Genomic DNA, 15,474 nt, shown 5'->3' on the forward strand with positions numbered 1-15,474 from the left:
TTCTTGAATTCGGTGTTTCATCTCCACCACGCGCATCGCCCGATTCATATCTCTGGCCAGGTCACACATTTCGTGTCCGGTGTTCTTCCTGGCTGGCTTGCGTGGTTTCGCGCACCCTCATGTGGAAGGTGCGGCCAGTTCCAGAGCTGGCGTGGAGATCGAATTTCTTGTTCGCGCTGTGCCCGTTGCCGGGGATCGATCTGCGAAGTTCCTGAGCTGTTAAAGAGCGTCGGGCTGTGAGGCCCTTCGCAGTGGCTGTGTGTCGCTGCGACAAACAAACATTACCAATGGCATTATTTGCTGTCAATGCCATTGGTAATAATATTTGTCGATGGCAATAAAAAGCCCGCACTAGGCGGGCTGATTTGATGGATGATTTATGCGTTATGCAGCTCTATCGTCCCACCATTCGATTGTTTGGTTGGCCAATGCGTCAGTCGACACTGCTTCGATGACGTCAACACCAGCCTTGCTGGCCCGATCCATCTGGCGAAAGGCCGTGTCGTGGACTTTCCGAAATTCCTCTGCTGACATGCCGCTATCAGAATTGGGCATGAGTACCGAAATAGACCCTTTTCGATCTGAGTTGCTCGTAATTAGCAGAATGTCCGAGGCTGCTTGCAGGATGTTATGCTCAACCACAAGCGGACTCTTGTACCACGCAGAGACAATTGTGCCGGCGGCGTCACTGCTAAGCAGGGGGACGTCTACTTCGATGCGGTTCGCAGACCCTTTCATTTTTAAGCTGAATCTTCCCTGCTGAATAATGCGGGATGCCTTCAGCCTCATTTTTTCTTCCATAATTCTCAGCACGCCGTCCCTAAGCTTGGGTGTGGAGTGATAGCGGAAGTGGTCACGCTTGGCTCCAAATTTTGGGCGGGCGAGGGTCACTACGTCATTGAAGAACTCATCGACGACGCTTTCTGCCGTGGCGCCAGATGCAAATAGGGCCTCTCCCAGTCGAACATCGTGTCCGATAAAGTCAGGGAGATTGCCGCCATAACTCAGCAGCGTGGCCTCTACGTCCTGAAGGTAATGCACCAAATCGTTTTGATCGATTCGGCCGTCATATAAGCAAGCCAGGCGCTGGAAGGTGTCGAGCATGCGAATCTCGACTTGCACGCCATGCTGGAAGGCAACCCCCACATTAAGGAACTCCCCTGCATCAGGATCAAGGCACATGCTTATGCTTCTCCAGGAGCCACGCACGAGCTCCTGGCGGGGTGCGCCACCTATGCGACTTCTGAGCTTTTCGGAGATATTCATGATATTGCCAGCATTCCAAGTTCCTTGGAGTATCGGTCATTATCCAGACGCGCGGCAATGAAGTCGACCACCTGGGTCGACCCCTCGTCGCCTAGAAAGCTCGATAGCATTTCCGTTGTTTTTTCTGCTCCACCATCCCGAAACGCGACAGAGAAAGAATTGTACGCGAGCAGCCTAGCGCTTCGAACGGGTAGATTCTGGCTCCACTGAGGCACATAAAGATCGATTATTTCCATCAGCCTATTTGGGCACTTCCTTGCCCCGCTCAGCTTGGCTGGAGTCCAGTCAGGCCACACAAATAGCCTTCCGTGATCTATCAGGGTGTACGAACCGCTAGACGCCCAAAGTAGGTTTCCTAGGTGCCTGTCAGAGTTTTGAAGCCATGCGTCAAAAGACAAAATTGCCGGGATAGACTTGTTCTTGGATAGCTGCGTTACAAGTCTCTTTGCTCGACGCTCCTTCATAAAATCAGGAAAACCGTCCACGTGCTTTTGCACAAGATTGGGATACGTCGTGTCTTGCGAGAACCACGCCAAATAGCTTTTCTGTGGGCCCGAGGGAGAAATAAAGTCGAGCGCGCGCTGAACTCTCTCAGGGATTTGATCGCGATCCAGCTCAATTACCCCTGCATTCTTGGCCACCGGGAGACCAACGATACCGGCCAGCGCATACCCGATTGCCTCGCTTACGATTTCAGATGACTCAAACTCGTAGGTGCCCGGCCTTTCCCAAACTTTATCGGGGATCGGCTTAACGTAGCAGTGCAAAGACTCGTCACCGACCCGAATTTTTGCGCGGAATAATGGGTTTAGCCCCGTTTTTACTGGGTCACGCAATTGACCGCCGAAGCAGTCGCTATTCAGGAACTGGATCATTTGGAGTCAGCTTTTTCCTTAAACGCTGATGAGGCGATTCTGTTTTGGTTGGGATCCTGATCGAAAGGCGAGTGGCGATAGCCTCCAATAGCAGAACATCTTGCTCGCTCAGCAGCCCAGAATCTGCGGCCTCGGCAATCCGTTCGAGTGCCGATCTAGACCTTGGGCTTGCGGCCAAAGCCAGGGCCCTTGCTCTCTTGCCAGCACCCGTAAAGTCACGATCAGATTTGGACGAATCTTCTCCATCCAGCGAGATGGCGGTGCCAGATCCGGTGTGCCGCTGGTCGATGGATGACGCCATTTGAGAAATCTCTTTGGCGAGGCGCTCACTAAATTCACGAACATCCACCTTCAATATGTTCGCGAACGAGGCGGCAATCGAAGGATTGAGCGGGTTAACACCATTCAGATAGTGGCTGACGGAGCTTTGATTGATTTCTAAGGCGTGCGCCAGCTTCTCCTGGGTCAGGCCAAGCTCATTTTTCTTTCTATTGAACAATGCCTTCAGCCGAAGGCACTCATCCTTTTTTTCTTGCGGTAGGGGTTTCTTGCTCATCCCTGAATCGTATTCCCATCGGTAATATAGCTACAAATGCCAATGGCATTTACTTTTAAAAATGCCATAGGTAATATCCGTGCATGAAGAACCACGGAGATCACTCCCATGAACCGAATTCACATCACTGATTTTGCCCGCTGGCTTGGGCAGAGCGAGGCTGCAGCTCTGTTGGGGATGACGCAGGGCGCCATCAGTAAAGCCATTCGAATCGGCCGTGACATCTATGTCACCCCTCACCCGAATGGGATTTGTACAGCAGAAGAGGTGAGAGCTTTTCCTTCGCAGAATCAACGTCTCGCCAGCTAAGCGACATCCCTGTCCGCCGTTCCATTGAGCAAATGATCGCCTCTGCACCTGCAGGGCGCCACGTAAAGAATTTCGAGGTGTTACATGCAGGACTTGATGAAGGCGATCTATGACGTGGTTGACGACCACGGAGCAGGGCGGATTACAGAGGGCGCCAGCTTCTCTTCGAAGACGCTGCTTTCCCAGAAGGCGAACCCGGACTACGACAGCCACAAGCTGAACGTCCAGGAGCTGCACCGGATTATGAAGTTCACCCAGGACTTCCGTCCGCTGAAGGCGTGGGCCGAGGCGTTTGGTTTCGACCTGGTGCCGAAGGAAAAGCCCGAGGGCATCAACCTCAACACCGCGCTACTGCGCCTGCACGCCGACCTGGCCGATGTGACCCGCCTTGCGTTCGACGCCCAGGCCGATGGCCGCGTATGCACACGCGAGAAGTCCGAACTGCTAAAGGAAGCCGAGGAAGTGATCGTCAGTCTGGAAGTGTTCAAGCAGTCGGTAAAAGCCGCCTAAACAAAAAATACCCGCGCATGCGCGGATCAGTGCCCTTTGGCTTCGCACTATCAATTATGCGGACCATAAACCCAGGCACAAAAAAGCCGACGGTCGAGGTCGGCTAATTCGATAACACTTTGTGAGACCGATTATATGCAAACCCCGCCACATATCAATAGCTCTACCAATCTCGCGCCACGTTTTCCGCAATCTGAAAGCGTGGCGCGTATTAGCTCACATTCCGTCCCCTTGGCGGCCTGACATGCAATACACCGTCACGATTAACCAGGTGAAGGCGCTGGAGTGGGGGCTGAATTCTCAGCAGGCCCTGCTGTTCGCGTTCGTCTACGGCTGCCCGAGCTGGACCAAGCCAATCAAGACCGATGACGGGATCTTCTTCGCGCTGAGCAAGGCAAAGATCATCGAGGAGCTGCCGCTGCTCACTGATAAGCCGGACACCGCTTACCGCATGCTGAAGGCCCTGGAGGAGGCCGGTTTGATTGAGCTTTCCAGTACTTCGAACATCACGCTTTTTCGCCTAACCGAGAAGGCCATCGAGTGGAACCATAAGCTTGATGGGTCGGAAAAATATCCGACCCCGCCAAACAATATGGGTCGGAAAAAAATCCGATCTACCTCGGATAAATCTCCGAGCAAGGTCGGAAAAAAATCCGGCCAAGGGTCGGATAAATCTCCGACAAATCAGGATACCAATCATCAGGGTACCAATCAGGAAACCAGTCAGGACTTGCAGGACGCCACCGGCAAGCCGGCTCAGTCCCGCGGCTTGGTGCTGGTGGTTGATCGCACCGACACTCCACGGGTCGAGATCCCCGCCGACATGCCGGGCCCCAAAGACCAAACCTGCAAAACCTTCAAGGTCTGGGCGAACTACGCCATGGCTTACCGCAAGCGCTACAGCGCCTGGCCGGTGTGGAACGCCAAGGTCGGTGGTCAGCTCGGCCAACTGGTTGACCGCCTGGGCGCCGACGTCGCCCACCATGTCGCCGCCCACTTCTTGAAAACCAGCGATGCCGCTGTCCTGCGCAAGTGCCACAGCCTCAATGAACTGCTGGCCAATGCCGAGAGCTACCACACCCAGTGGGTCACCGGGCAGCGCATCAACGGCACAACCGCCCGCCAGATGGAGCGGACAGAGGCGAACCACTCCGCAGCGGAGCAGGCCGCTCAGATGGTCCTGGACAAACGCCAATCAGGTGACCGCAATGAATACCTCTGAAATGAACGACCAGCAGGTCGCCGGGCTTGCCGCCGCCATCTGCGCAACGGCCGAGGCCATGGGCCAGGAAATGAACCCTGGCACAGCTGCGATGATGGCTGAAGACCTCTGTGCCTACCCGGTACCCGTCGTCAAGGCGGCGCTGAAGGCGTGCCGCTTCGAAGTGAAGGGCAAGCTGGCAATGGCTGACATCCTGCAGCGTGTCCAGACCTCCGACGGCCGCCCTGGGAAGGACGAGGCATGGGCAATCGCCATGACCACCTACGACGAATTCGAGACCGTGGTGCTGACAGACGAAATCCAGCTTGCCCTGGCCGCTGCCAAGCCTGTCCTCGACGCCGGTGACAATGTGGGGGCCCGCATGGCGTTCATCAGCGCTTACGAGCGGTTTGTCTGCCAGGCACGCGAAGACGTCAAGCCGGTGAGTTGGCACGTCTCTGTAGGGTTCGACGCCAATCGCCGCGTTCAGGCCGTGATCAAGGCCATGGAGCTGAAGCGGATTCCCCGCGAGCACGGCCAGAAGTACCTGGCAGACCTGAGCGTCGAGCCGATCACTGAAGACGGGCGTGCCGTTGCGGGTTTGCTGACAGGAGCTGTTACTCGGCCAGAGCCGGCACTGCGCCAGAAGCTGGAATTGGTGAAGACCTCAATGCTGGAGATGCGCAAGGCAAGCGCGGAGCGACAGGACGAAATTCGGATTGAGGCTGCCAACGAGTTGGCGGATCGCAGGGCGCTGCTGATCCAGCAGGCCCAGGATTTGGAAGCGAAGAGAGTGGCGCAATGACCAAGCCAGCCAAGCCCCGTCCAATGCCCGTGTACCTGGTGCTGCGCCGCCTGATTGATCCTGCCACCGGCAAGGAGGTAGCCGCGTTCGTGCCGTCCTCCAACGCTGACCGGTCGATCCTTCGTGAGCGTGATTTCCGCATCAACACCAAGATCCGCGCCGATCTGAAGCAGCCGCGCAATCCGAGGTTCAACGGTTTGGTCCACGGTCTGGGCCGGGTGTTGAGCCAGAACATCGACCGATTCTCCAGCAAGCAGTCCCACGATGCGATCAAGGCTCTGCAGCTGGAGTCGGGCGTGTACTGCGACGAGGAGCTGTTCGATATTCCTGGCCTGGGCCAGCTCACCCGCAAGACACCCCGCAGCCTTTCCTACGACTCGATGGGGGAGGAGACCTTCCAAGACTTTTGGCGCCAGTGCTGCGCGTACCTGGTGCTGCATGACTGGCCAACGCTGACGGAAGAGCGCCTGACCGAAATGGCCGAGTTTGAAGCATTCAAGGAGGCCGCATGAGGCGCACCCAACTGCAACGCAAGACTCCACTCAAGTCAGGCGGGCCTCGGCGTAAACGCTGCCCAGAGTGCCGAGTGATGTTCGTGCCTACCCGCGCCGCGCAAGCCGTGTGCGGAGAGATCGAGTGCGCCATCGCTCACGGCAAATCCGAGAAGGGCCGGTCAATCGCTGGCAAGGCCCTGGCTGAAGTAGGGCGCCGCGACATAAAGGTCCGGAAGGAGAAGCTGAAGAGCAGGGCGGATCACCTGCGCGAAGCTCAGGCCGCGGTGAACGAGTACATCCGCCTGCGCGACGCGCACCTCCCGTGCATCAGCTGCGATTCGACGCCGAACGACAACGACCTCATGACCGGCAGCCGGTGGGACGCCGGGCACTACCGATCCGTGGGTGCCTGCCCGGAGCTGCGCTTCGAGCCGCTGAACATCCACCGGCAGTGTGTGAAGTGCAACCGCAACCTTTCCGGCAACGCCGTGGAGTACCGCATTCGCCTGGTGCTGCGCATTGGTGTCGAGAAGGTGGCCTGGCTGGAGGGGCTGCACCCGGCCTGCAAGTACACCGTGGAAGAGATGAAGGTCATCAAGGCCAAGTACCGGGCAATGACCAGAGAGCTGAAAAAAGGGGAAGCTGCATGAAGCTGATCAACGCAAGACAGGTATGGACTGAGGCTCAGCACGAATCGAACGCGTCGATCAGCGCTGTAGCCATCGACAAGGCCCAATCAGCACCTATCAAGAAGGGGCAGCGTATGCGCCGGGCCGAGGCGGTCTTCGCTGCGCTGGGGGATGACAAGGAAGAGCGCATTCAGGTTGTGCGCCAGAAGATAAGCATAAGCGAGACGCGCCGTACTCCCGCCGGCCGCTCCACCGCCCGCGCTGCGCACCTGGCCACCATCGGCAAAGTACTGCGTGCAATCGACACGCTCCCGTTCCAGGTTCAGCAGTTCGGGCACTACCTGTACCACCCGGCGATGAACATGAAGCACCTGTTGAACGCGGTGCTGCTGATCACCGCCAAAGCAGCGCTGCCAGATCTGACATCGGCCAAGCGCGTGAAGGCGCAGTACCTGGTTACCCTGGCCCTGCAGTCGTACAAGGGGGAGGTGGCCGGGTCTGCTGAGTGGGGCCCGGCGCGGGTGGCCGCCGAGATGAACACGTTCTTCGGCGTCACCATCGATCCGAAGAACTGGACGCGTGACTGGCTCGACCTATGGGAATCCCTTAAAGAAGTGATAAAAGAAGTGGATATTCAGGCTCAACAACCGCTATGGCAGGTGATTCACTCGGAAAAAGATCAAGAGGCGGCATAATCATATTGACATGACGGGGTTTTGCGCGTACTTTTCCCATAGTGCACAAGTAACGCGAAACGCACATCAATACCCCCGCCCGGCCAAGAGCCGGGTTTTTTGTTGGGCGACAATCGGTCATGCTATTAGCTTCTAATCTGAGGCTGGAGCGTAAAGTGGGAAGGATCTCTGCAGAACAACTTACCCCTACACAAATAAAAAATCTCAAAGCGAAGATGGCTTCGGGTGTGGGGCTGCCTTCAAACCCTCCGAAGTTATTGTGGGTTGTCTGGGATGGCGATGAGGTCGTCGGGATTTTCGTGGACTGGCCTTCCGCTAGTGCACTCATAGGCACGCTGGTGGAGAAGCAGAACATTAGAATTCTACTTTTGGACAAGCAACGTGAGGAAGAGCGCAAGAGCTCCCTCGGCCCCAAAAAACCATAGACCGATGCATCTCATCAGAGCTTCGCGCAGAACCGGCAAGCATGCCGTGTAGGAAGCTGCCGCGGTAAGATGCCTTTACAAATCAAGGGCCTCAGCATCTGCTGGGGCTTTTTCGTTTTCAAAAGATGCCCAGTACAGTGGATCGCTCTTGAAATTTTCTCGCTAGCCCCCATCTTGTAGCGACACGAAAAGGAGGCTCGCGATGAGTGAAGCATTGAAGCTGGGCGATGTGGTTCGTTATAAACTTAACAATCAGCTAATGACGGTGATTGACGCTGGCCCTGTTAAGGTTGGCGGCGCTTTGGGCGTAACGGCGAGGATGGTTGTACCGCAGACGCTTAGTCACGATCACGTTGAATGCAAATGGTTTGAAAAGTCTGAGTCGCGTAGGAAGATATTGAAAAAGGTGGAGCTGGAGTTTGTTGGCTCGACAGAAATGTATCATCCGAAGGAAGGCGATATGGTTGAGCTCGCTTCGGGTGGTCCCCGGATGATTGTGAATCGTTGCGGCCCCAAAGACTTTAGTGTTGGTGCCCTGGGCATTGGTGGTCGGGTTGTGAGAAATACCGGTTCTGTGCGTCACGATCTCGTTGGTTGCAAGTGGATACAAGGCAAGAATGAAAGTAAAGACGAGTTCGAGATCGGAACAGTCAAACCTATTTAGTGATTTTTATGTGTTTTTGAAAAGCCCTGGCCTGAGCCGGGGCTTTTTTCATTTTCGGCTCCACCACACCCATTGCTCCGAGCTGGGAGTGCTGCTGGAGCCGTTCTAATCCAAGTCATGCCCCACGGAGTCGAGCGCATGGAGTATCTACAGCGCCTGCTCGACAAGATCGACAGGTTCGAATTACTGATCGCGGGCCTCGTTGGGGTTGTGATCGCCAGCTGGTGGCACAAGGACGACCTGAACGACTGGCGTGCCTGGATGATCTTCCTCATCACCGGCATGGCCTGTTCGATCTACCTCACGAGCATGGTCAGCACTTACCTGGGCGTGACAGAGCCAAAGATCGTCGCTGGTATCGGCTTCCTGCTGGGTGCCTTCGGCGGCTCGCTCCTGGCGGCCATTAACAGAGCCATTAAATCCGCTGACCTCTGGGCGCTCATTCGCCAGCGGTTTGGGGGAGGCAATCCACCATGAATCTTGAACTGATCAACTCCATCGCCTGCGGCCTTATCGCGCTGTGGGCTGCCTGGTGCGTACTGAGCGGGAAGGTGAGGGACGGCATCCTTGGGAAGCTGATCTACTCGACGATCGCGATAAGTGGCTTCGTTGTAATGGCCCGCAGCCAGAACATCTTCTTCGGCCCGACCAGTGCTGGCCTGACGCTGCATGTGTCACTGGCCCTGGCAGGTGCCCGGCACATCTTCATGGTCACGTACTGGCAGCGGGTAAAGCTCTGGCTGTGTCGGACGCTGAACTGCGAGCACTGCCTGCACTGTGACAAGGCGCCTGATGGTGTCGAGCGGCGGGTTAAGTAATTCGCGCCAGGTTTTCGAATGCATCCAATCGTGGCGCGAAATTTGCCAACTATCGTGACTTGTTCTGGGGTAGCTGGGCGTTCAGTCGGTTGCAAAGCGCTTGGGCTTCAGCCTCGGTATCGAACTCGCCAAGGTAGTCGCCAGTTCGAGTGTCGACTGCCTTGTAGCATTTTGCTTGGAGCGGAAGTGGCTCGACCGGTTGACCTGCTCGCTTCCCCTGCACTACAGCTCTGACTCGCGGCCTCTTCTGAACAATGAATACGATATCCATGGCGGTTGATAACTCTGTAATGGGTGATCGACATCAATACCGGTATCCACCCGGCATTTCAATCCAAGATAGAGGCAACAATGACGACCATTGCCTACAAAGACGGCGTGATCGCCTATGACTCCCAGGTAACCCGTGGCGACATCATCACGGATGACGCCTATGAGAAGTGCATCGAGCAGAAGGGCGTGAAGTTTTTCTGCGCCGGCCCAGTGTCTGACCATCAGCGCCTGGTTGATGTGTACTTCGGCGCTAAGCCAGAAGGCAACATTGACGCATCAGCCCTTGTCGCTGATGGCGAGAGCCTGATGCATGTCGCAGTGGACGAGACCACCGGGCTCTGGAAGACGCCAATCCTGCATGCGCGGATATACGCCATCGGCAGTGGCTCGCCGTTCGCGTTCGCTGCGATGGACATGGGCGCCAGTGCATACCAGGCAATTGAGATGGCCGCAAAGCGCGACACCAACACCGGCGGCACGATCCGCACGGTTATCATCGATCAGGCCAAGGCTGGGTAGGTGTGCCGCAGGTGAGTGCGGCACGGCCTTAATTATTTGTCGGCGAAGGTAATCTTTGTGCTGACGACCATCTTCCCATCAACGGTGATTTTGCAGGCGGTCTCAGGGGCTGACTTATCGGCGTGGGTCTTGAGGGGGTCGCATTGAAGTAGCCCAGTCTTGTCGCCGAGCGGCACATTAATCCCTTTTATCGTCTCACTTAGGTGCACTTTGAAGAGGCGGTGATAAGCGGGGCCAGCCATGATCACTGGATCGCCATCAGTAAGAAGTCCATTGATTGGTGCCGCGCATAGCATTCCGAAAACCCGTTCGCCGCCAATGATGTTGGCGTCTGCGTAGCAGGCTCTTTGCCCACGCTCTGTGGCAATTTCGGATGGGCCTTTATTGGTCCAGGTTTCCTTCGGGGCAGAGGCGCATCCGAGGAGAGTTGTAGCTGCCAATAGGCAGGTTGCAGCGGCGCGAACAAGAGCAAAAGACATGAAGGTGAGCTTCCTTACTTATGGAAGCCGCCATCAATACCGGCAACGCGCCACTATTTCAAGCTCAAGGTGATCCATGGATAGGCCATACCCTCCATCGTCACTGCTTGAGCTGTCCGACCTATCCGACTTCGGCATTCGCCTAACTCCAGCTCCCGAAGTATGGGAATGGCTCCAGGCCGAGATCCTTGTCGACACCGGCCGTATCCACAACGAAGACCATGCCCATTTACTGGATGCAGACATCCGGGTCATGTGGGCGTCGTCGAGCTTTAACAAGCAGGGCCGGACAGTTCTGGGTCAGGCTGAGCAGGTAGCGTTCCGCGCCGGCGGTTGGCAGAAAGCCCGGATGGAGCAGCAGATGCGTGACTGGTTCGGTGATGTGCCGGCCTTCATCATCACGTTGGCTGCTGACTACTGCTCCCAGTGCAGCGACCTTGAGTTCTGCGCCCTGATCGAACACGAGCTTTATCACCTGGCTCACGCGACCGACAAGTACGGTCAACCAGCATTCACCCAAGACGGCGCACCGAAGATCAAGCTGCAGGGCCACGACGTCGAAGAGTTCGTCGGTGTGGTCCGCCGCTACGGTGCAAGCCCTGACGTTCAAGCGTTGGTGGATGCTGCAAACAGTCCTGCCGAGGTGGGGAAATTGAACAGTGCGAGGGCCTGCGGAACCTGTCTGCTCAAGCTGGCTTAATCCTTGACAGCCCTTGACGGAAAACGAATCTATGGCAGCCCTGAAAGATGAGGTGAAGGCCTTTATTGTCCAAGCCTTGGCCTGCTTTGACACCCCCAGTCAGGTTTGTCAGGCCGTCAAGGAGCAATACGGCATCGAGGTGTCCCGCCAACTGTGTGAGCGATACGACCCAACCAAGTATTCCGGTCGGGACCTCGGGCAGAAGTGGAAGACGTTTTTTGAAGAGTGCCGCAAGCGCTTCAGGGAAGAGACTGTAGATATCCCGATTGCCAACCGTGCCTACCGCCTGCGCGCCATGAACCGCTTCGTGGAGAAGGCCGAGACGATGAAGAACATCGGCTTGGCTATGCAGATTCTCGAGCAAGCCGCGAAAGAAACTGGCGACATCTACGTCAACCGGGCCAGGAAGGAAGAGGCGGGCGATGAACCGGTGATCCCGACCCGTATCCAGGTCGACGTGGTGGATGCGAGGAAGCCGAATGCCGAGCCTTAATGTTCCGCAGGCTCAGTTCCTCACGCTGCCCCACAAATTCCGCGCCTTCGTTGCCGGGTTCGGCTCGGGCAAGACCTGGGTGGGATGCTCGGCACTGAGCAAGCACTTCATGGAGTGGCCCGGTGTCAACGCTGGCTACTTCGCGCCGACTTACCCGCAGATCCGGGACATCTTCTATCCGACCATGGATGAGGTGGCCTATGACTGGGGGCTGAAGACAAAGATCAACCAGGCGAACCACGAGGTTCATATCTACAGCGGCCGGCAGTATCGCGGCACTGTGATTTGTCGCTCGATGGAGAAGCCGCAGACCATCGTCGGCTTCAAGATCGGCCAGGCCTTGGTCGATGAGTTGGACGTGATGAGCTTGCTGAAGGCTCAGCAGGCCTGGCGCAAGATCATTGCGCGGATGCGTTACAACCTGCCCGGACTCAAGAACGGGGTGGACGTAACGACGACGCCTGAGGGTTTCAAGTTCGTCTACCAGCAGTTCGTGAAACAGCTACGTGACAAACCCGCGCTCAACGACATGTACGGCCTGGTGCAGGCCAGCACGTTCGACAACGAACTGAACCTGCCGGATGACTACATCGCATCCCTGATGGAGTCGTACCCACCGCAGCTGATTCAAGCGTATCTGCGCGGCCAGTTCGTCAACCTGACCTCCGGCACGATCTACACGGCCTACGACCGCAAGCTGAATGGGTGCTTCGACACCGTTCAGCCGGGCGAACCTCTGTTCATCGGCATGGACTTCAACGTCGGCAAGATGGCGGCCATCACTCACGTCAAGCGCGACCAAGGGTTGCCGAGGGCTGTGGATGAGCTGGTTGACGGCTACGACACACCCGACATGATCCGCCGTATCAAAGAGCGTTACTGGCAGCACGACGGCAACGACTTCAAAAAGACCTGCGAAATCAGGATCTACCCGGACGCCTCGGGCGATTCGCGCAAGTCTGTGAACGCCAGCATCACTGACCTTGCAATGCTTCGACAGGCCGGGTTCGCGGTCATCGCTCCAGCGGCAAACCCGCCGGTTAAGGACCGAATCAACGCAATGAACGCCGTCTTCTGCAATGCGCAGGGCGAGCGCCGCTACCTGGTCAACCCGTTCACCTGCCCAACCTATGCCGATGGCCTGGAACAGCAAGTGTGGGGCACGAACGGGGAGCCAGATAAAACCGCCGGTATCGATCACGCGAACGACGCAGGCGGCTACTTCATCCACCGCGAGTACCCGATCATCAAACCGGTCACCGCCATCAAAATGGGATACGCCCGATGAGCAACGACGTCTCCTTCAAACGGGCGGAATACACGGCAGTGCTAGACCGCTGGGCGACCGTCCGCGATGTCTGTGCCGGGCAGCACCGGGTTGTCGACCGGCTGCCGTACATCAACGCACACGACAAGTCGCCGGAGAACGAAGACCGGAACAAGGCCTATCGCGAGCGCGCAGTTTTCAAGAACGCCACTGGCCACACCCGTAACGGGCTGCTGGGCCTGGCCTTCCATAAAGACCCGACCCTCACGGTGCCGGCGAAGCTTGAATACCTGCAAGACAATGCCAACGGCTCCGGGGTGAGCATTTACCAGCATTCACAAGGCACGCTTGAGAAGGTGCTTGAGGCTGGCCGCCACGGGCTGTACGTCGACTATCACCAAGACGACGGCATCGGCGGGCACTCAGTGATCCTTTCCTACTGCGCAGAAGACATTATCAATTGGCGCACGGGTATGGTTAACGGTCACAGCGTGCTAACCCTGGTGGTGCTGCGCGAGTCGCCGGAGATCCCGGAAGGGTTCGGCTACAAGACGGCTGAGCAGTACCGGGAGCTGGCGCTTGAGGATGACGGATTCGTTTGCCGTGTCTGGCGTCGGTCCGGGCCGAAAGGTGGCGGGCCACTGGCAGTCATCGACGAGTTCAAGCCCGAAGGTGTAACCGGTCGCCTCAAGGAGATCCCGTTCACCTTCGTTGGAGCGCAGAACAACGACCCAAGCATCGATGAGTCGCCGCTGTACGACATCGCGATGATCAACCTGGGCCATTACCGGAACAGTGCGGATTACGAAGACAGCGTCTTCTGGTGTGGCCAGGCCCAGCCATGGATCTCGGGTTTGGACGAGCAGTGGCGCGACTGGATGGAGAAGAACGGCGTCTATGTCGGCTCCAGGGCGCCGATGATGCTGCCGGCTGGCGGCCAGTTCGGTTACGCACAGCCGGCGCCTAACACGCTGGTCAAGGAGGCGATGGCCGATAAGAACCAGATGATGATTGAGCTGGGCGCACGGATGGTGGTGGCGTCACTTGCCACCAAGACCGCTACCGAGTCGCGCGGCGATCAGTCGGCATCCACATCGGTGCTCGCTGGCTGTGTGGCAAACGTCAGCGAGGCATACACGCGAGCGATCATGTGGTGCTGCGCTTACATGGGGATTGCCGAAAAGAAGGTTGCCTACCAGGTGAATCAGGAGTTCGTCGAGCTGACTGCTGATCCGCAGATGATCACGGCTTTGGTTGGCTTGTGGCAGCAACGCGGCTTTGCCAAGGCAGACCTTCGAGCTTACCTGCGCAAGCTGGGTCTGATCGCGCCAGAGCGCACAGACCTGCAGATCGATTGCGAGCTGGAAGAGCAGGGTGACGGCCTGGGCCTGGACGACGAGGACAAACTAAATGGCGGTAAATCCGGCAGTACTTGATGCCACTATCCGGCACGCGGTCTTCCTCGAAAAGCTCAAGGCTGGGGAGGTGGGCAAGTTCGCCCCGTTTCTCAAGGAGATTGACCGCTCTATTCGTGACCGACTCACCCAGTCGGACCTGACTGAGTACAACGTCAAACGCCTGGAAGCGTTGCTGAAGGACGTGGATAGCTTGCTGCTGGGCATCTTCGACCGCTACAGCACGCAACTGAATCTAGACCTGGTGGATATCGCCAACTACGAGGCGCAGTTCGAGGCGACCAGCCTGGCCAGATCAGCGCCGGTGGGCGTGTCGCTGGATGTGGTTGCGCCGACGGCTGCTGCAATTCGTACCGCAGTACTGACCAACCCGCTCAGCGTACGCGGCACCGGTGGCGGGAAGCTGCTGAAGGCCTTCATCAAAGGCTGGACCGGCGCCGAACGTGAGCGCGTCATCGGCACCATCCGGCAGGGGTTCTTCGAAGGGCAGACGAACTTCCAGATCATCCGAAACATCCGCGGCACGAAGGCTGCCGGGTACAAAGACGGCATCCTGGCTACCACCAACCGCAACGCCAGCACGGTCGTGCACACCGCGATTCAGCATGTGTCGTCCCAGGCCCGTATGGAGGTGGCCAAGGCTAATACGGATATCGTCGAAGAGATCCAAATGGTGGCGACGCTGGACAGCAAGACCAGCCAGCAATGCCGCTCGATGGACAAGCGCAAGTTCCCCGTGGAGTCCGGCCCTCGGCCGCCGTTCCACCCGAGCTGCCGTACCACCTTCATCCTACTAACCAAGCTCAGCGTGATGTTCGCCAAAGGCGCTACGCGTGCCTCGGTGGGTGCTGATGGCGGACAGCAGGTCAGTGCCGACCTCGATTACTACCACTGGCTTCAGCAGCAGCCTGCTTCGTTCCAGGACGTCGCCATCGGCCCCGTCCGGGGCAAGCTGTTCAGGGAGGGCGGGTTGACCGTTGAGCGTTTCGCCGAGCTGCAGCTTGATCGCAACTTCGCACCGCTAACTCTGGCGCAGATGAAGGGACTAGAGCCTTTAGCATTCGAAGCGGCAGGAATGTAA

General features: G+C 57.3%; 20 protein-coding genes. 16 read left to right on the forward strand and 4 right to left on the reverse strand.

Annotated elements, in window-relative coordinates; genetic code table 11:
• Positions 1 to 384: 384 nt before the first annotated feature.
• The 3 genes from BM403_RS28785 to BM403_RS28795 are packed head-to-tail and all read right to left on the reverse strand — an operon-like array spanning position 385 to position 2,697.
• Positions 385 to 1,266: a hypothetical protein gene (locus BM403_RS28785; protein ID WP_093546406.1), complete on the reverse strand. Its 882-nt coding sequence runs from the start codon at positions 1,264 to 1,266 to the stop codon at positions 385 to 387.
• On the reverse strand, positions 1,263 to 2,141 hold the full coding sequence (locus tag BM403_RS28790) for a hypothetical protein (RefSeq protein WP_093546409.1): 879 nt from the start codon (positions 2,139 to 2,141) through the stop codon (positions 1,263 to 1,265). Before BM403_RS28790 ends, BM403_RS28785 begins: the two co-directional genes overlap by 4 nt.
• A complete protein-coding gene (locus BM403_RS28795) occupies positions 2,122 to 2,697 on the reverse strand; it encodes a helix-turn-helix domain-containing protein (RefSeq protein ID WP_093546412.1) in 576 nt (191 codons plus the stop codon). Before BM403_RS28795 ends, BM403_RS28790 begins: the two co-directional genes overlap by 20 nt.
• Before the next feature lie 108 nt (positions 2,698 to 2,805).
• On the opposite strand from BM403_RS28795, the gene BM403_RS28800 reads away from it, so the two are divergent.
• From BM403_RS28800 to BM403_RS28860, 11 genes are all read left to right on the forward strand, one after another.
• On the forward strand, positions 2,806 to 3,006 hold the full coding sequence (locus BM403_RS28800; RefSeq protein WP_032877429.1) for a Cro/CI family transcriptional regulator: 201 nt from the start codon (positions 2,806 to 2,808) through the stop codon (positions 3,004 to 3,006).
• An 84-nt stretch (positions 3,007 to 3,090) separates the two neighbouring features.
• Positions 3,091 to 3,516, forward strand: coding sequence for a phage regulatory CII family protein (locus tag BM403_RS28805; protein WP_093546415.1), 426 nt, complete (start codon positions 3,091 to 3,093; stop codon positions 3,514 to 3,516).
• Positions 3,517 to 3,760: 244 nt separating this feature from the next.
• A complete protein-coding gene (locus BM403_RS28810) occupies positions 3,761 to 4,738 on the forward strand; it encodes an SIR2 family protein (protein WP_093546418.1) in 978 nt (325 codons plus the stop codon).
• Entirely contained in the window at positions 4,725 to 5,522 is a 798-nt protein-coding gene (locus tag BM403_RS28815; RefSeq protein ID WP_093546421.1) for a hypothetical protein, read from the forward strand. Before BM403_RS28810 ends, BM403_RS28815 begins: the two co-directional genes overlap by 14 nt.
• Positions 5,519 to 6,034 (forward strand): hypothetical protein, encoded by a 516-nt coding sequence (locus BM403_RS28820; RefSeq protein ID WP_093546423.1) that lies wholly within the window; start codon positions 5,519 to 5,521, stop codon positions 6,032 to 6,034. Before BM403_RS28815 ends, BM403_RS28820 begins: the two co-directional genes overlap by 4 nt.
• A complete protein-coding gene (locus BM403_RS28825; RefSeq protein ID WP_093546426.1) occupies positions 6,031 to 6,666 on the forward strand; it encodes a recombination protein NinG in 636 nt (211 codons plus the stop codon). The genes BM403_RS28820 and BM403_RS28825 overlap by 4 nt, the downstream gene beginning before the upstream one ends.
• Positions 6,663 to 7,340: a hypothetical protein gene (locus BM403_RS28830; RefSeq protein WP_093546429.1), complete on the forward strand. Its 678-nt coding sequence runs from the start codon at positions 6,663 to 6,665 to the stop codon at positions 7,338 to 7,340. The genes BM403_RS28825 and BM403_RS28830 overlap by 4 nt, the downstream gene beginning before the upstream one ends.
• 627 nt (positions 7,341 to 7,967) lie before the next feature.
• Positions 7,968 to 8,429, forward strand: a complete 462-nt coding sequence (locus BM403_RS28840; RefSeq protein ID WP_093546435.1) for a DUF2158 domain-containing protein — start codon at positions 7,968 to 7,970, stop codon at positions 8,427 to 8,429.
• 138 nt (positions 8,430 to 8,567) lie between these two features.
• On the forward strand, positions 8,568 to 8,906 hold the full coding sequence (locus BM403_RS28845; RefSeq protein WP_093546438.1) for an MFS transporter: 339 nt from the start codon (positions 8,568 to 8,570) through the stop codon (positions 8,904 to 8,906).
• Entirely contained in the window at positions 8,903 to 9,247 is a 345-nt protein-coding gene (locus BM403_RS28850) for a hypothetical protein (RefSeq protein ID WP_093546441.1), read from the forward strand. The genes BM403_RS28845 and BM403_RS28850 overlap by 4 nt, the downstream gene beginning before the upstream one ends.
• Positions 9,248 to 9,598: 351 nt before the next feature.
• A complete protein-coding gene (locus BM403_RS28860; RefSeq protein WP_093546446.1) occupies positions 9,599 to 10,039 on the forward strand; it encodes an Ntn hydrolase family protein in 441 nt (146 codons plus the stop codon).
• Between the two features lie 32 nt (positions 10,040 to 10,071).
• Here BM403_RS28860 and BM403_RS28865 read toward each other — a convergent pair whose 3' ends face one another.
• Positions 10,072 to 10,518 carry a hypothetical protein gene (locus BM403_RS28865; protein WP_093546449.1) on the reverse strand — a complete coding sequence of 149 codons (447 nt, stop codon included), beginning with the start codon at positions 10,516 to 10,518 and terminating at the stop codon, positions 10,072 to 10,074.
• A gap of 76 nt (positions 10,519 to 10,594) precedes the next feature.
• On the opposite strand from BM403_RS28865, the gene BM403_RS28870 reads away from it, so the two are divergent.
• From BM403_RS28870 to BM403_RS28890, 5 genes are read left to right on the forward strand one after another with little or no spacing between them, the layout of a single operon-like run.
• Positions 10,595 to 11,218, forward strand: a complete 624-nt coding sequence (locus tag BM403_RS28870; protein WP_093546452.1) for a putative metallopeptidase — start codon at positions 10,595 to 10,597, stop codon at positions 11,216 to 11,218.
• 31 nt (positions 11,219 to 11,249) lie between these two features.
• On the forward strand, positions 11,250 to 11,711 hold the full coding sequence (locus BM403_RS28875) for a DUF2280 domain-containing protein (protein WP_093546454.1): 462 nt from the start codon (positions 11,250 to 11,252) through the stop codon (positions 11,709 to 11,711).
• On the forward strand, positions 11,698 to 12,999 hold the full coding sequence (locus BM403_RS28880) for a terminase large subunit domain-containing protein (RefSeq protein ID WP_093546457.1): 1,302 nt from the start codon (positions 11,698 to 11,700) through the stop codon (positions 12,997 to 12,999). The genes BM403_RS28875 and BM403_RS28880 overlap by 14 nt, the downstream gene beginning before the upstream one ends.
• The gene (locus tag BM403_RS28885) at positions 12,996 to 14,414 is read left to right on the forward strand and encodes a DUF4055 domain-containing protein (protein ID WP_093546460.1); all 1,419 of its coding nucleotides are present in this window, start codon (positions 12,996 to 12,998) and stop codon (positions 14,412 to 14,414) included. The genes BM403_RS28880 and BM403_RS28885 overlap by 4 nt, the downstream gene beginning before the upstream one ends.
• A complete protein-coding gene (locus BM403_RS28890; RefSeq protein ID WP_093546463.1) occupies positions 14,389 to 15,474 on the forward strand; it encodes a minor capsid protein in 1,086 nt (361 codons plus the stop codon). Before BM403_RS28885 ends, BM403_RS28890 begins: the two co-directional genes overlap by 26 nt.

The sequence above is a fragment of the Pseudomonas sp. OV546 genome (assembly GCF_900116845.1).
Classification (GTDB): domain Bacteria; phylum Pseudomonadota; class Gammaproteobacteria; order Pseudomonadales; family Pseudomonadaceae; genus Aquipseudomonas; species Aquipseudomonas petroselini.

Bases quoted from the DNA above. Each gene is read 5' to 3' on its own strand.
- BM403_RS28860 (WP_093546446.1), top strand. From the start codon at position 9,599: ATGACGACCATTGCCTACAAAGACGGCGTGATCGCCTATGACTCCCAG.
- BM403_RS28800 (WP_032877429.1), top strand. From the start codon at position 2,806: ATGAACCGAATTCACATCACTGATTTTGCCCGCTGGCTTGGGCAGAGC.
- BM403_RS28830 (WP_093546429.1), top strand. From the start codon at position 6,663: ATGAAGCTGATCAACGCAAGACAGGTATGGACTGAGGCTCAGCACGAA.
- BM403_RS28890 (WP_093546463.1), top strand. From the start codon at position 14,389: ATGGCGGTAAATCCGGCAGTACTTGATGCCACTATCCGGCACGCGGTC.
- BM403_RS28850 (WP_093546441.1), top strand. From the start codon at position 8,903: ATGAATCTTGAACTGATCAACTCCATCGCCTGCGGCCTTATCGCGCTG.
- BM403_RS28825 (WP_093546426.1), top strand. From the start codon at position 6,031: ATGAGGCGCACCCAACTGCAACGCAAGACTCCACTCAAGTCAGGCGGG.
- BM403_RS28805 (WP_093546415.1), top strand. From the start codon at position 3,091: ATGCAGGACTTGATGAAGGCGATCTATGACGTGGTTGACGACCACGGA.
- BM403_RS28875 (WP_093546454.1), top strand. From the start codon at position 11,250: ATGGCAGCCCTGAAAGATGAGGTGAAGGCCTTTATTGTCCAAGCCTTG.
- BM403_RS28840 (WP_093546435.1), top strand. From the start codon at position 7,968: ATGAGTGAAGCATTGAAGCTGGGCGATGTGGTTCGTTATAAACTTAAC.
- BM403_RS28785 (WP_093546406.1), bottom strand. From the start codon at position 1,266: ATGAATATCTCCGAAAAGCTCAGAAGTCGCATAGGTGGCGCACCCCGC.
- BM403_RS28820 (WP_093546423.1), top strand. From the start codon at position 5,519: ATGACCAAGCCAGCCAAGCCCCGTCCAATGCCCGTGTACCTGGTGCTG.
- BM403_RS28845 (WP_093546438.1), top strand. From the start codon at position 8,568: ATGGAGTATCTACAGCGCCTGCTCGACAAGATCGACAGGTTCGAATTA.
- BM403_RS28795 (WP_093546412.1), bottom strand. From the start codon at position 2,697: ATGAGCAAGAAACCCCTACCGCAAGAAAAAAAGGATGAGTGCCTTCGG.
- BM403_RS28870 (WP_093546452.1), top strand. From the start codon at position 10,595: ATGGATAGGCCATACCCTCCATCGTCACTGCTTGAGCTGTCCGACCTA.
- BM403_RS28880 (WP_093546457.1), top strand. From the start codon at position 11,698: ATGCCGAGCCTTAATGTTCCGCAGGCTCAGTTCCTCACGCTGCCCCAC.
- BM403_RS28865 (WP_093546449.1), bottom strand. From the start codon at position 10,518: ATGTCTTTTGCTCTTGTTCGCGCCGCTGCAACCTGCCTATTGGCAGCT.
- BM403_RS28790 (WP_093546409.1), bottom strand. From the start codon at position 2,141: ATGATCCAGTTCCTGAATAGCGACTGCTTCGGCGGTCAATTGCGTGAC.
- BM403_RS28810 (WP_093546418.1), top strand. From the start codon at position 3,761: ATGCAATACACCGTCACGATTAACCAGGTGAAGGCGCTGGAGTGGGGG.
- BM403_RS28815 (WP_093546421.1), top strand. From the start codon at position 4,725: ATGAATACCTCTGAAATGAACGACCAGCAGGTCGCCGGGCTTGCCGCC.
- BM403_RS28885 (WP_093546460.1), top strand. From the start codon at position 12,996: ATGAGCAACGACGTCTCCTTCAAACGGGCGGAATACACGGCAGTGCTA.